13 protein-coding genes are annotated in these 13521 nt (G+C 67.9%); 6 read left to right on the forward strand and 7 right to left on the reverse strand.

The window, feature by feature from the left end; all coding sequences use genetic code 11:
- Positions 1–57 precede the first annotated feature (57 nt).
- A complete protein-coding gene (locus tag KF707C_RS01120) occupies positions 58–837 on the forward strand; it encodes an amino acid ABC transporter ATP-binding protein (protein WP_036993817.1) in 780 nt (259 codons plus the stop codon).
- A 132-nt stretch (positions 838–969) separates the two neighbouring features.
- Here the strand turns inward: KF707C_RS01120 and KF707C_RS01125 are convergent, their stop codons facing one another.
- Positions 970–2166, reverse strand: coding sequence for a class I SAM-dependent rRNA methyltransferase (locus tag KF707C_RS01125; RefSeq protein WP_003455726.1), 1197 nt, complete (start codon positions 2164–2166; stop codon positions 970–972).
- Positions 2167–2342: 176 nt separating this feature from the next.
- Here KF707C_RS01125 and KF707C_RS01130 point away from each other — a divergent pair, with 176 nt between their 5' ends.
- The 5 genes from KF707C_RS01130 (at position 2343) to KF707C_RS01150 (ending at position 7073) form a co-directional block, all read left to right on the forward strand.
- Positions 2343–3209, forward strand: coding sequence for an HDOD domain-containing protein (locus tag KF707C_RS01130; protein ID WP_003455723.1), 867 nt, complete (start codon positions 2343–2345; stop codon positions 3207–3209).
- A gap of 25 nt (positions 3210–3234) precedes the next feature.
- Positions 3235–4047 (forward strand): bifunctional DNA-formamidopyrimidine glycosylase/DNA-(apurinic or apyrimidinic site) lyase, encoded by an 813-nt coding sequence (gene mutM, locus KF707C_RS01135; protein ID WP_003455720.1) that lies wholly within the window; start codon positions 3235–3237, stop codon positions 4045–4047.
- A gap of 62 nt (positions 4048–4109) precedes the next feature.
- Positions 4110–4688 carry a lysophospholipid acyltransferase family protein gene (locus KF707C_RS01140; protein ID WP_003455718.1) on the forward strand — a complete coding sequence of 193 codons (579 nt, stop codon included), beginning with the start codon at positions 4110–4112 and terminating at the stop codon, positions 4686–4688.
- A gap of 70 nt (positions 4689–4758) precedes the next feature.
- Positions 4759–5097 carry a hypothetical protein gene (locus tag KF707C_RS01145; protein WP_003455715.1) on the forward strand — a complete coding sequence of 113 codons (339 nt, stop codon included), beginning with the start codon at positions 4759–4761 and terminating at the stop codon, positions 5095–5097.
- A 125-nt stretch (positions 5098–5222) separates the two neighbouring features.
- Entirely contained in the window at positions 5223–7073 is a 1851-nt protein-coding gene (locus KF707C_RS01150; protein WP_003455713.1) for a Na/Pi cotransporter family protein, read from the forward strand.
- 7 nt (positions 7074–7080) lie between these two features.
- Here the strand turns inward: KF707C_RS01150 and ggt are convergent, their stop codons facing one another.
- From ggt to KF707C_RS01180, 6 genes are all read right to left on the reverse strand, one after another.
- Complete coding sequence (ggt, locus tag KF707C_RS01155; RefSeq protein ID WP_003455711.1) at positions 7081–8778, reverse strand: gamma-glutamyltransferase; 1698 nt, start codon at positions 8776–8778, stop codon at positions 7081–7083.
- 3 nt (positions 8779–8781) lie between these two features.
- Positions 8782–9033 (reverse strand): YfhL family 4Fe-4S dicluster ferredoxin, encoded by a 252-nt coding sequence (locus KF707C_RS01160; RefSeq protein ID WP_003455709.1) that lies wholly within the window; start codon positions 9031–9033, stop codon positions 8782–8784.
- A 140-nt stretch (positions 9034–9173) separates the two neighbouring features.
- Positions 9174–9653, reverse strand: a complete 480-nt coding sequence (gene coaD, locus KF707C_RS01165; RefSeq protein ID WP_036993815.1) for a pantetheine-phosphate adenylyltransferase — start codon at positions 9651–9653, stop codon at positions 9174–9176.
- A gap of 92 nt (positions 9654–9745) precedes the next feature.
- Positions 9746–11341, reverse strand: a complete 1596-nt coding sequence (locus KF707C_RS01170; RefSeq protein WP_003455703.1) for a GMC family oxidoreductase — start codon at positions 11339–11341, stop codon at positions 9746–9748.
- Positions 11342–11395: 54 nt separating this feature from the next.
- Positions 11396–11941 (reverse strand): hypothetical protein, encoded by a 546-nt coding sequence (locus KF707C_RS01175; protein WP_003455700.1) that lies wholly within the window; start codon positions 11939–11941, stop codon positions 11396–11398.
- Positions 11942–11969: 28 nt separating this feature from the next.
- A complete protein-coding gene (locus KF707C_RS01180; protein ID WP_003455690.1) occupies positions 11970–13400 on the reverse strand; it encodes a coniferyl aldehyde dehydrogenase in 1431 nt (476 codons plus the stop codon).
- Between the last annotated feature and the right edge of the window lie 121 nt (positions 13401–13521).

The following is a 13521-nucleotide window of genomic DNA, read 5'->3' on the forward strand; positions in this document are numbered from 1 at the left end:
GCCAGGGCCGATCACTTGCCGATACAGGACAATGAGGACAACAAGATGTTATCGAGCATGAAAGCCAAGCCTGTCGCCTCTCCCCGCCTTGCCGCCGTGCCTCAGGTGCCGGCTGTGGTGCTCGAGGGGCTGGAGAAGCAGTACGGGGATTTCTCCGTGCTCAAGGGGATCGACCTGGTGGTCCGGCCGGGGGAGCGCATCGTGCTCTGCGGGCCCTCCGGCTCCGGCAAGTCGACCCTGATCCGCTGCATCAATCGCCTTGAGGGTGCCAGTGGCGGACGCATCCTGGTCAACGGCTGCGACCTGATGGCGGACCCGCGCCGGGGCTCCGAGGTGCTGCGGGAGGTGGGCATGGTGTTCCAGCACTTCAACCTCTTCCCCCACATGAGCGTGCTGGACAACTGCACCCTGGCGCCGATGTCGGTGCGCGGCCTGTCCCGCGCCGAGGCCGAGGAGCGGGCGCGGGAGTACCTGCGCAAGGTGGGCATCGAGAGCCACGCCCACAAGTACCCGAGCCAGCTGTCCGGCGGTCAGCAGCAGCGGGTGGCGATCGCCCGGGCGCTGTGCATGGAGCCGAAGATCATGCTGTTCGACGAGCCCACCTCGGCGCTGGACCCGGAGATGGTCGGCGAGGTGCTGGACGTGATGGTGAAGCTGGCCGGCAGCGGCATGACCATGCTCTGCGTGACCCACGAGATGGGATTCGCCCGGCAGGTGGCCGAGCGGGTGCTGTTCCTGGAGGGCGGGCGGATCGTCGAGGACAGCCCGCCGGAGACCTTCTTCAATGCGCCGAAGAGCGAGCGGGCCAAGGCCTTTCTGTCGCAGATCCTGCATTGAGCGAGGTGCTCACGGGGAAGGCGGGAAACCATCCAATGGCACGGACAGCCCCCTCTCCGCTCGGGAGAGGGGGGACGCCGTGCGCCCCGTGGCGATCGAGTTCGCCCCTGCGCAGGCGCGGAGAGCCTGCCGTCAGGCGTTGGGCAGCAGGCGGACGGTCAGGCTCTTGATGTAGCGGGTTTCGGCGATGGCCGGGTGCACCGGATGGTCCGGGCCTTGGCCGCCGCGCTCCAGCAGCTGGATATTGCGGTCCAGGTGGCGGGCGCTGCCCAGCAGGATGTTCTGCAGGTCGTCTTCCGGCAGGTGCATGGAGCAGGAGGCGCTGACCAGGATGCCGTCCTTGTTCAGCAGGCGCATGGCCTGTTCGTTGAGGCGGCGGTAGGCGGCCTCGCCGTTCTTCAGGTCCTTCTTGCGCTTGATGAAGGCGGGCGGATCGGCCACCACGACGTCGAAGCGCTCCTCGGCGGCCTTCAGTTCCTTCAGGGCCTCGAAGACATCGCCTTCCACACAGGTGACCTTCTCCGCCACGCCGTTGAGGGTGGCGTTGCGCTCCACGCCATCCAGGGCGAAGCCGGAGGCGTCGACGCAGAAGACTTCGCTGGCGCCGAAGGCGGCGGCCTGCACGCCCCAGCCGCCGATGTAGCTGAACAGGTCCAGCACGCGCTTGCCCTTGGCGTAGGGCGCCAGACGCGCGCGGTTCATGCGGTGGTCGTAGAACCAGCCGGTCTTCTGGCCCTCCAGCACCGGGGCTTCGAACTTCACGCCGTTCTCTTCCAGGGCGACCCATTCCGGCACCACGCCGAAGGCGGTGTCGACGTAGCGTTCCAGGCCCTCGGCGTCACGGGCGCTGGAGTCGTTCTTCCAGAGCACGCCTCGGGGCTTCAGCACCTGCACCAGGGCATCGAGCACGGCGGCCTTGTTGCGCTCCATGGCGGCGGAGGCCAGCTGCACCACCAGGTGGTCGCCGAAGCGGTCCACCACCAGGCCCGGCAGCAGGTCGGAGTCGCCGTAGACCAGGCGGTAGAAGGGCTTGTCGAACAGCCGCTCGCGCAGGCTCAGGGCCACGTTGAGGCGATGCACCAGCAGGGACTTGTCCAGGCTGTGCTTGACGTCGCGGGACACCAGGCGCGCGCAGATCAGGTTGTTCGGGCTCAGGGCGACCACGCCCAGGGCCTTGCCGCCGGCGGCCTCGAGAATGGCCTGGTCGCCGGGCTGGAAGCCGGTCAGCGGGGTGGCGACCACGTCCACTTCGTTGCTGTAGACCCACAGGTGGCCGGCGCGCAGGCGTCGGTCGGCGTTGGCTTTGAGGCGCAGGCTGGGCAGGGACATGGTCGCTCTCCGGAAAAAAGGCGCGGATTATACCTCAGCCGGTGGGGTCGCCGGAGGCCGCCGGGCGGGGGGTATGGCCAATTGGCACGACAGCCGGAAAAATGGCCCGAAAGGCCGCGCCAAGCCCTGGCGCATCCGGGTAGACTGTCGCCACGGTCAGACTTTTCCTCATTCTCATGTCTCAAGAACTTTCAGCAGAACAGATTCGTCAGGTCCTGCAGGGCATCAGTGTGCCGCCGCAGCCGCAGATCATGGTCGACCTCCAGATGGAGCAGGTCATGCCCAGCCCGGACCTGCGCAGCATCGCCAAGCTGATCAGCCAGGATCCGGGGCTCTCCGGCGCGCTGCTGAAGATCGTCAACTCGCCCTTCTTCGGCCTCACCAATCGCATCGCGTCCATCCAGCAGGCGGTGAACCTGCTGGGCTGCAATACCGTGATCAACCTGATCAACGCCCAGTCCATCAAGGGCGAGATGAGCGACGAGACCATCGTCACCCTCAACCGGTTCTGGGACACCGCCCAGGACGTGGCCATGACCAGCCTCACCCTGGCCAAGCGGATCGGCTACCAGTCGCCCGACGAGGCCTACGCCCTGGGGCTGTTCCACAACTGCGGCATCCCGCTGATGCTCAAGCGCTTCCCCGACTACATGCTGGTGCTGGAGGAAGCCTATGCCAGCGCCGGTCCGGAGCGTCGGGTGGTGGATACCGAGAACCGCCTGCTGAACACCAACCACGCCGTGGTGGGCTATTTCACGGCGCGCTCCTGGCGCCTGCCGGAACACCTCTGCGAGGCCATCGCCAACCACCACAACGCCCTGTCGATCATCACCGACGACTCCGGCCGTGACGCCCAGTTGAAGACCCTCCTGGCGATCCTCAAGATGGCCGAGCACATCTGTGCCTCGCACCTGGTGCTGGGTAACCAGGCCGAGGACTACGAGTGGCTGAGCATCCGCAGCCAGGTGCTGGACTACGTGGGGCTCTCGGAGTACGACTTCGAGAACCTCAAGGAAACCATCCGCGAGCTCGGGGTTAACTGAGCCGCGTTGCCGTTCCGAGATTCCGATGCCTGAACTACCCGAAGTCGAGACCACCCGCCGGGGCATCGCGCCCTACCTCGAAGGCCAGCGCGTCAGCCGCGTGATCGTCCGTGAGCGTCGCCTGCGCTGGCCGATTCCCGAGGACCTGGATGTGCGACTCTCCGGCCAGCTCATCCTGCGGGTGGAGCGTCGCGCCAAGTACCTGCTGCTGGGCGCCGAGGCCGGCACCCTCATCAGCCACCTGGGCATGTCCGGCAGCCTCCGCCTGGTGGAGGCGGGGCTGGCGGCGGGCAAGCACGAGCATGTGGATATCGAGCTGGAGTCGGGCATGGCCCTGCGCTACACCGATCCCCGTCGTTTCGGCGCGCTGCTCTGGAGCCAGGATCCGCTGAACCACGAGCTGCTCCGCCACCTGGGCCCCGAACCGCTCACCGACCTGTTCGATGGCGACCGGCTGTTCCAGCTGTCCCGGGGCCGCAGCATGGCGGTCAAGCCCTTCATCATGGATAACGCGGTGGTGGTGGGCGTCGGCAATATCTACGCCAGCGAGGCTTTGTTCGCCGCCGGCATCGATCCCCGTCGAGAAGCCGGCTCCATCTCCCGCGCCCGCTACCTGAAGCTGGCGGAGGCGATCAAGCGTATCCTCGCCCAGGCCATCGAGTGCGGCGGCACCACGCTGCGGGACTTCGTCGGTGGCGACGGCAAGCCCGGCTACTTCCAGCAGGAACTCTGGGTCTACGGCCGGGGCGGCGAGTTCTGCCGCCAGTGCGGCTCCACCCTGCGGGAGATTCGCCTCGGCCAGCGCGCCAGTGTCTACTGTCCGCGTTGCCAGCGCTGATCCCTCATCGGTCGCCTGTGCCCGGCGGCCCATCAACGGAAGAACAAGAAAGACCCCTGCCCATGTCCGGTAATTACCTGCCCCGCAATCCCATCGCCGAGGCCATCGGCCACGGCGTCCTTCGCCTGATGGGCTGGCGCATCGAGGGCCGGCTGCCGCCCCTCGACAAGTTCGTGGTGATCGGCGCCCACCACACCTCCAACTGGGACTTCGTGCTGTTCCTCGCGGTGAAGTTCGTCCTGCGGCTCAACGCCCGCTGGTTCGGCAAGCACACGATCTTCCGCTGGCCCTTCGGCGGGCTGCTGCAACGCTGGGGTGGGGTGCCGATTCACCGCCACCTCAAGCTGAACAGCGTGGACCAGGCGGTGGAGCGCTTCCGCGAGAGCCGGGAGTTCATGCTGGTGATCTCCCCGGAGGGCACGCGCAAACGGGTCGAGCGCTGGAAGATGGGCTTCTACCACATCGCCCGGGGCGCGGGCGTACCCATAGTTCCGGCCGCCCTGGACTATGTGAACCGGCGCGTGGTGATCGGCGAACCCTTCTCGCCCACCGGTGACGAGCAGGCCGATTTGCGGCAGTTGCTCGCGTTTTTCCGCCCTTACGTGCCAAAAAAACCGGACTACGCTTTCAATGGCGATTGATGGCCGTCACGCTGTCGATTCGCCATACGCTGGTATAGTTTTCGCACAACCCTATCTGAAGGATCGCCCCATGAACCTGTTCCGCTCCACCGCTGCTGTCCTGGCTCTGACCACTGGCCTGCTGGCGTTGCCGGCGCATGCGGAAGTGGTTCAGGAGAACGTCAGCGGCGACCCCATGTACACCGCCAATGCCCCGAGCGGCTACAGCATGGCCGGCGATATCCTCATCGCCCGTCCGCTGCTGATCGGCGCCACCGTGATCGGCGCCGGCCTGTTCATCATCAGCCTGCCGTTCTCCGCCCTGGGCGGTAATGTCGGCGAGGCGGCCGAGCAACTGGTGGGCGTGCCGGCCCAGGAAGCCTTCGTGCGGTGCCTCGGCTGCACCCTGAGCGGCTACAAGGCCGACTGATCCCTCTCGCTCCGTCCACAACGGCCCCTGCACGGGGCCGTTGGCGTTTTCGGGGCACGATGATTGCTCCCCCCGTCCGGGTCGGGTATTAGCTGGTCCCTGATTCTGGTGAAGGGAAACCACCCGTGAAAGATTACGCCCGCCTCCTGTTGCTGGTCCTGGCCGCCGCCGGCCTGATCGCGAGCTTCTGGTTCAGCTCCGGCTGGCTGGAGCTCTGCGCCGGCCTCGCGCTCTTCCTCTTCGGCATGCAGTGCCTGGAGGAGGGGCTGCGGCAACTGGCCGGGGGCAAGCTCGAGCAGTTGCTGGCCCGGAGCACCGCCACCTCCTTCAAGGGGTTGATGTTCGGCATCTGCGGCACCCTGCTGCTGCAGTCCAGCACCCTGGTCTCCCTGCTCACCATCGCGTTCATCAGCGCCGGACTCATCCAGCTGGCCGGCGGCATCGCCATCCTCTTTGGCGCCAACCTCGGTGCCACCAGCGGCATCTGGCTGCTGGCGCTCGCCGGCCAGAACCTCAGCCTCAGCCCGCTGGCGTTGCCCCTGCTGGTGTTCGGTGTGCTGGGAGGCTTCCTGGGGGAGAAGAGCAAGGCGGCGGGGCGCATCGTCCTCGGCATCGCCTTCATCTTCCTCGGCATCGACCAGATCAAGGAGGGCTTCGCCAGCTTCGGCGACGGCCTCGACCTGACCGCCTACCAGGCCGACGGTCTGGCCGGCAGCCTGCTGTTCGCCCTGGTGGGGCTGCTGCTGACCCTGGTGCTGCAGTCCAGCCACGCGACCCTGATGCTCACCCTCGCCGCCCTGGCGGGCGGGCAACTGGACCTGGCCCAGGGGTTCGCCATCGCCATCGGCTCCAATGTCGGCAGCAGCGTCACCACGGCCTTCGTCGGCTCCCTGGGGGGCAACCGCAGCGGCCAGCGCCTGGCCCTGGCCCACGTGCTGTTCAACCTGGTGACCTGCAGCCTGGCCTTCGTCCTGCTGGCGCCGCTGTCCTGGCTGGTGGGGCTGATCGCCGAACGCACGGGGCTGGGGACCAACGAGCTGATCCAGCTGGCGATGTTCCACAGCCTGATCAATGCCATGGGCGTGCTGCTGTTCTGGCCGCTGCAGGGGCGCCTTGCGCAGCAACTTGTGCGCTGGCTGCCGGAGCGGGCCGAGCCCCAGGTGCTGATCACCGAACTGGCCGCCGGGCCGGAGGAGCCCCAGCGAACCCGGGCCCGCTACCTGAACGACCGGGCACTGGATTCGGTGGATGCGGCGTCCAGCGCCGTGGTGCGGGAGTTGCGTCACCTGGGCCGGCTCAGCCTCGAGGTGATCTGCCACGCCCTCTATCTGCCGGTGGACCAGCTGGCGCGGGTCCAGGGGGATGAAAGCCTGTTGCAGGGGCGCCCGGAGCGTCATCACCTGGATGCCGAGGCGCTGTACCAGCGGCACATCAAGGGCGTCTACGCCGACCTGCTGAGTTTCATGGGGCGCCTCGACCTGCCCCTGGACGAGGCGCATCAGCAGTTCTGGGTCAGCAGCCAACTGGCCGCCCTGCAACTGGTGGATGCTGTGAAGGATGCCAAGCACCTGCAGAAGAACCTGGGCCGATTCCTCGACCAGGAGCACTCGCCGGTGCGCGAGGCCTACGTCGATCTGCGACGCCACCTGCTGGTCATGCTCCATGAGCTGCGCGAACTGGGCCGCTCGGAGTTGCCCGAGGAGGCCTGGAGCCAGCGACTCCGGTGGCTGGACGACCAGGCGGCGGCCTTCGACGGCCGCTTCCGCGCGCGCCTGTTCAATGCGGTGCGCCTGGGTGAGATGGATGGGTTGCAGACCAGCTCGCTGATGAACGACCTGGGCTATGCCAGCCGGATCTTCCAGAGCCTGCGCAATGTGCTGATGCTGGGGGAGGGGCAGGCGCTGTTCCGTGAGTTGCGCCGGCTTGGGAGGGATGACGAGACGCTGATCGTCCTGGACGTTGGCCGGCCGTCCTGAGGCAACCCTAGCGCGGCTCTTCCAGCAGGTCGGCGCGACCCACGCCTCGGGGGTCGCTGGCGGCCTCCAGGCTGCCCTTCTCCTTGTTCCAGTAGAGCACTTGCTGGTTGCCGTAGTTGCGGCCCAGGGGTTTGAGCGCATGGCCGCGCGCCCGGAGTTCCGCGCTTTCATCGCTGCTGAAGGCGCCGGGCTCGTGCTCGATCACGTCGGGCAGGTACTGGTGGTGGTAGCGCGCCACCGCCGGCCAGCGGCTGACCGGCTGGCCATCGAGGTACTCCAGCACCGACAGCAGCACCATGCTGGGGATACGGCTGCCACCCGGGGTGCCGAAGGCGGTGAACTCGCTGGCGCTTTCGATGAAGGTGGGGCTCATGGACGAAAGCGGGCGCTTGCCCGAGCCCACGGCATTGGCCTGGCTGGCGGCCAGTCCGTAGGCGTTGGCGCCCTGGGGGTTGGCGGCGAAGTCGTCCATCTCGTCATTCAGCAGGACGCCGGTGCCGGGCACGGTGAAGGCGGCGCCGAAGGGCAGGTTGATGGACAGGGTGGCGGCGACGGCGTTGCCGTCCTTGTCGATCACCGCGAAATGGGTGGTGTGGTCGCCCTCGCGCCAGGACGGTGATGGCGGCAATGCGCTGCTGGGAGTGGCGCGGCGCGGGTCGATGCCTTGCGCGAGCTGTTTCAGGTAGCTGGCGTCCAGCAGCCTGGCGGTGGGGATGGCGACGAAGTCGGGGTCACCCAGCAGCCCCCGGTCGCGGTAGGCGCGACGCAGGGCCTCCACCACATAGTGGGTCCGCTGCACCCGATCGGCTTCGCGCCAGGGCAGTTGCTGCAGCATGGCCAGACTCTGGGCCAGGGCGATGCCGCCGGCCGAGGGCGGCGGGGCGCTGATCAGCTCGCGGCCCTCGGCGAGGGGAAAGCGGATCGGTTCGCGTTCCACGGTGCGGTAGCGGTCCAGGTCCTCGAGGCTCCAGATGCCACCGGCGGCGTTCACGCCGCGCACCAGCTTCTCGGCCACGGGACCGCTGTAGAACCCCGCCTTGCCGTAGCGGGCCATGCGCTCCAGCGTGTTGGCCAGTTCCGGTTGGCGCAGCAGGCTGAATTCCTCGGGGACTTCGCCCTTGTGGTCGAGGAACAGCCGCGCGGTTTCCGGGTCGTCGCGCATGGCCGCCAGGCGGAAACCCGCACGCTCCCGGTAGATGCGGTCCACGGAGATGCCATCGCGGGCGAGACGGATGGCCGGGGTCAGGGTGTCGGCCAGTGGCAGCCTGCCGTAGTGGCCGGCCAGGTCCGCCAGGGCGGCGGGAAGACCGGGGATGGCGGCGGCCAGGGGACCGTCCAGGGACAGGGCCGGGTCAGGCTTACCGTCGCGCAGGTAGAGTTTGGCGTGGGCCGCCAGCGGCGCCCGCTCACGGGCATCGAGGAAGCGGTAGACGGGTTTGTCGCCGGCCTGGCGCAGCAGGAAGAACCCGCCGCCGCCCAGTCCAGAGCCGTAGGGTTCGGCCACCGCCAGGGCGGCGGCGATGGCAACGGCGGCGTCGAAGGCGTTGCCGCCCTGTGCCAGGGTTTCCAGGCCGGCGACGGTGGCGGACGGATGGGGCGTGGCCACGGCGGCACGGCCGGGACCGGCGGCCTGGGCGACGCCGCCCAGGAGGAGCAGCGTCGCGAGCAGCGCGCCTCGGCAGGCGCCGCGGACCAGGCGGCCCATGGCTCAGGCCTTGCCGGTGAGCTTCAGGTACTTCTGCATCAGCTCATCCTTGCTTTCGACATGGGCCTCGTCGAGGGGAATGCAATCCACCGGGCAGACCTGCTGGCACTGGGGCTCGTCATAGTGGCCCACGCATTCGGTGCAGAGGTTGGGGTCGATCACGTAGATCTCCTCGCCCTGGGAAATGGCGCCGTTGGGGCATTCGGGTTCGCAGACGTCGCAGTTGATGCAGTCGTCGGTGATCTTGAGGGACATGGCGGAACAACTCCTGCCGTCGCCGGGCAGCGGCGGCCTTTAACGGAAAATAGCGGAATTGTGCCGGATTGCCGCGATCGACGCACGCATCGATCGCGGTCGCCCCGGTGCGGGGCGCGACTGCCGGGCAGCGGCCCGACTCAGCGCTTGAAGCGCTCGGCCAGCGCCGCGGCCACGGCCGGGTGGACGAACTTGGTGATGTCGCCGCCCAGGGCCGCTATTTCGCGTACCAGGGTGGAGGAGATGAAGGAATACTTCTCCGACGGGGTGAGGAACATGCTCTCCACGTCCGGTGCGAGCTGGCGGTTCATGTTGGCCAGCTGGAACTCGTACTCGAAGTCGGACACCGCGCGCAGGCCGCGGAGGAACACATTGGCGTTCTGCTCCTTGACGAAGTGCGCCAGCAGGGTGGAGAAGCCGACCACTTCCACGTTGGGCAGGTGCTTGGTGACTTCGCGCGCCAGTGCAACACGCTGTTCCAGGCTGAACAGGGGATTCTTCTTCGGGCTCGCGGCCACGGCGATGATCACGGTATCGAACAGGCGGGAGGCACGTTCGATCAGATCGCCATGACCCTTGGTGATGGGGTCGAAGGTGCCCGGATACAACACTCGGTTCATCGCGACGTCCTGGCAGGGGGCCAAAAGGGAATCGGATGGTAGCGCAGCAGGCCCCGGCGGCCAAGATTTGCGCGCCGGGGCCGGCTCGTCGGTCAGGCCTTGCCGAGTCGTTCGGCGAGGGCGCTGGCGAGGCGCGCGCTGAGGCCGTAGACCGACAGCTGCGGATTGGCGCCGATGCTGGTGGGGAACAGCGAGCCGTCATGGATGGACAGGTTGGCCAGCTGGTGATGGCGGCCCAGGCTGTCGGCCACCGCCCGCGTGGGGTCCTCGCCCATGGCGCAGCCGCCCATCACGTGGGCGCTGCCCAGGCGGGTGCGGTAGAGCGCCAGGGGCAGTTCGTCGATCAGGCGGCGGGCCTCGTCCAGGCGGGTCACGTGGCGGGCGTCGTTGTGCAGGGGCAGCACGGCCCTGGCCCCGGCGGCGAACTGGATCTCCGCCATCACGTGGAAGGCGCGGCGGATGCCGTCCCAGGTGTAGTCGGTCATGCGGTAGTCCAGCACCGGGCTGCCGTCGCCGCGCAGCTCCACCGTGCCTTCGGCGCTGTCCGGGTGGAAGCCGTCGCGCATCAGGGCGAGCATCACGTTGGTGTGGGGTAGCTGCTCCATGCGCAGGGCGTTGTCGGTGCCGAAGCGACCCAGCAGGGTGCTGGTGAGCGCGGGGTGCAGAGGCGGCACTTCGAGCTTGTAGGACATGCGCCCGGTGGCGCCGTCGTCCCACTGGAAGTGGTCGGAATAGATGGACTGCGGCGCGCCGTAGAAGGGGTTGATCAGCCGGTCGAAGGTGGCGGCGGAGAAGTTCACCACATGCAGGAAGGTGCGCTTGCCCACGCGGCCGTGGGGATCGGGCGCCCTGGAGCGCAGCAGCAGGGCCGGGGTGTTGATGCCGCCGCCGGACAGCACGTAATGACGGGCCCTGACGGTGATGCGCCGGCCGGTGGGGGCCACGCAGCGTTCGTCCAGGGCCAGGCATTCGAGGCCGCTGACCCGGTCGCCCTCCAGCAGGAGCTTGTCGGCGCGGGCCAGGTAGAGCAGCTCGCCGCCCTTGTCGAGGGTGGCGGGGATGGTGGTCACCAGCATGGACTGCTTGGCGTTGGTGGGGCAGCCCATGCCGCAGTAGCCGAGGTTCCAGCAGCCGCGCACATTCCGTGGGATGACCTTCCAGTGGTAGCCGAGCTGTTCGCAACCCAGGCGGATCACGTCGTTGTTGGCATTGGGCGGAAACATCCAGGGCGCGACGCCGAGGCGCTGCTCCATCTTCTCGAACCAGGGCGCCATCTCGGCGGGGGACAGGCCCTTCACGCCATGTTCCCGCGCCCAGTGTTCCAGGGTCGGGTCGGGGGTGCGGAAGCTGGAGGTCCAGTTGACCAGGGTGGTGCCGCCCACGGCGCGGCCCTGGAGGATGGTGATGGCGCCGTCCTTGCTCATGCGGCCGATGCCTTCCTGGTAGAGCGCCGGGTAGGCCTCGGCTTCCTGCATCTTGAAGTCGGTGCTGGTCTTCAGCGGGCCTTCCTCGATCAGCAGCACCTTGAGCCCGGCGGCGCTGAGGATCTCAGCGGTGGTGCCGCCGCCGGCGCCGCTGCCGACGATGGCGACGTCGGCTTCCAGGGTCAGGTCGCGCTCCAGGCGCGAGCCGTCGTGGGTCTTCCAGCCTCGGGCCAGGCCTTCGGCGAACAGATCGGGTACGGGCATCTCAGGGTCTCGGGCGAATTCTTGTCGTTATCGGGAGGGACGGCCGGGGGCGTTTCATACCTGGGGCGGGCCGGGGTATCCACAGTGGGCCCAGGATTCGGGCCGGCCGTACCAGGCCATCATCACCAGTTGCAGGAGCGAGGCGTGGCCCATCTTCAGCAGGCCGATGGAGCTGTTTTCCCAGCGTCCGAGGAACTGGCGGATATCCTCTGCGCTGGCGTTCTCCCAGCGCCCCCAGACGCCCGTCAGCGGGCCCCGGGTGACGGGCAGGGCGAGCACGTCGAACAGCTGCCGGGTGAGCCTGAGCATTTCCGGTGACAGGCGGTGCAGGGCATGGTCCAGGCTCTCCAGGGTGCCGGTGACGGCGTCGGCCATGCGCCCGGCGGGCACGGCGCCGTCGAGCATCACCGGCACCAGGGCCCGGAGAAAGGGCAGGTCGGCGTCGCGCAGGGCCGCGTACCCGCTGGCCGGGACGCTCGCCGAGCAGCCGGTGAGGCTGGCGGTGAGCCCGGCGGTAGCGAGGAAGGCCGAGCCAAAGAGGCCGACCTTGAGCAGGTTGCGCCGGGAAAGTCCCGGGGTGTCGAGGGTGGTTTCGCTCATTCTTGTTTCCGTCCTGCGAGCGCCCGACTCAGCGGACGAAGAGTCTGTACACCAGCTTCTGGATCGCCTTGCCGTAGGGCGGGTAGATCAGCTTCGCGGCGTTGAAGCGCTGCTTGATGAACACGCCCTTGGCCTTGCTGAAGGTCAGGAAGCCTTCGTGGCCGTGGTAGTGCCCCATGCCCGAGGGGCCGATGCCGCCGAAGGGCATGTCGTCCTGGGCGACGTGCAGCAGGGTGTCGTTGAGGCAGACACCGCCGGAGTGGGTTTCGTGGAGTACCCGCTGCTGCTCGGCCTTGCCGTAGCCGAAGTAGTAGAGGGCCAGGGGGCGCGGACGTGCGTTGATGTAGGCGAAGGCGTCGTCGATCCGCCGATAGGGCACCACCGGCAGCAGGGGGCCGAAGATTTCCTCCTGCATCAGTTTCATGTCGTCGGTGGCGTTCAGCACCAGGGTATGGGGCAGGCGACGGTCCTCGCCTTCGGGGAACAGCGGGACCAGTTTCGCGCCCTTGGCCTCGGCGTCGGCCAGGTAGCCCTTGAGGCGGCCCAGCTGGCGTTCGTTGATGATGGCGGTGTAGTCGGGGTTGTCGGCGAGCTTCGGGAAAAAGCGTTGGACCACCTCGCGGTAGGCCTCGATGAAACCGTCCACACGGTCTTCGGGCACCAGCACGTAATCGGGCGCCACGCAGGTCTGGCCGGCGTTCAGGGTCTTGCCGAAGGCGATGCGCTCGGCGGCGTCGGCCAGGGGCACCTCGGCGGAGACGATGGCGGGCGACTTGCCGCCCAGCTCCAGGGTCACCGGGGTCAGGTTCTCGGCGGCGGCGCGCATCACGTGCCGGCCGATGCTGGTGGCGCCGGTGAACAGCAGGTGGTCGAAGGGCTGTCGGGAGAAGGCGACGCCCACCTCGGCCTCGCCTTCCACCACCGCCACCAGGTCCTCGGGAAAGATTCGCGCCAGGAGCTCCTTGAGCAGCCGCGAAGTGGCCGGGGTGGACTCGCTCATCTTGATCATCACCCGGTTGCCGGCAGCCAGCGCGCCGACCAGCGGGCCGATGGCCAGGAACAGCGGGTAGTTCCAGGGCACTATCACGCCCACCACGCCCAGTGGCTGGTAGACCACCCGGGCGGCCGCCGGCTGGAAGGCCAGGCCGACGGCGCGGCGGGAGGGTTTCATCCATTTGCGCAGGCGCTTGCGGGCGTAGTGGATGCCGTGGAGGCTGGGCATGATTTCCGCCAGCAGGGTTTCGTCGGCGGAGCGGTTGCCGAAGTCGCTGGAGACGGCGGCGATCAGGGCGTCGCGTTCGCTGGAGATCAGCTCGGCCAGGCTGCGCAGCCACTGGATGCGCTGTTCGGCACTGGGCATGGGATGGGCACGAAACGCCTCGCGCTGGCGCTGGAAGAGGGCTTCCAGCTGACTGATCTGCTGCTGGCTGTGTTGCAGGTAGGCGAGGTCGGCGACCATGGTGCGGCTCCTGGCGGGCTCTGGGGAATCTCCGGATCCGGGTGGGGATCGGCGGGACTCTATTGTTATCCTGTCGCTGGATTTCTAGAGCAATTGCTCTAATCTGTCAAACGGCTTGCCC

The sequence above is a fragment of the Pseudomonas furukawaii genome, assembly GCF_002355475.1.
In the GTDB taxonomy this organism is placed as follows: domain Bacteria; phylum Pseudomonadota; class Gammaproteobacteria; order Pseudomonadales; family Pseudomonadaceae; genus Metapseudomonas; species Metapseudomonas furukawaii.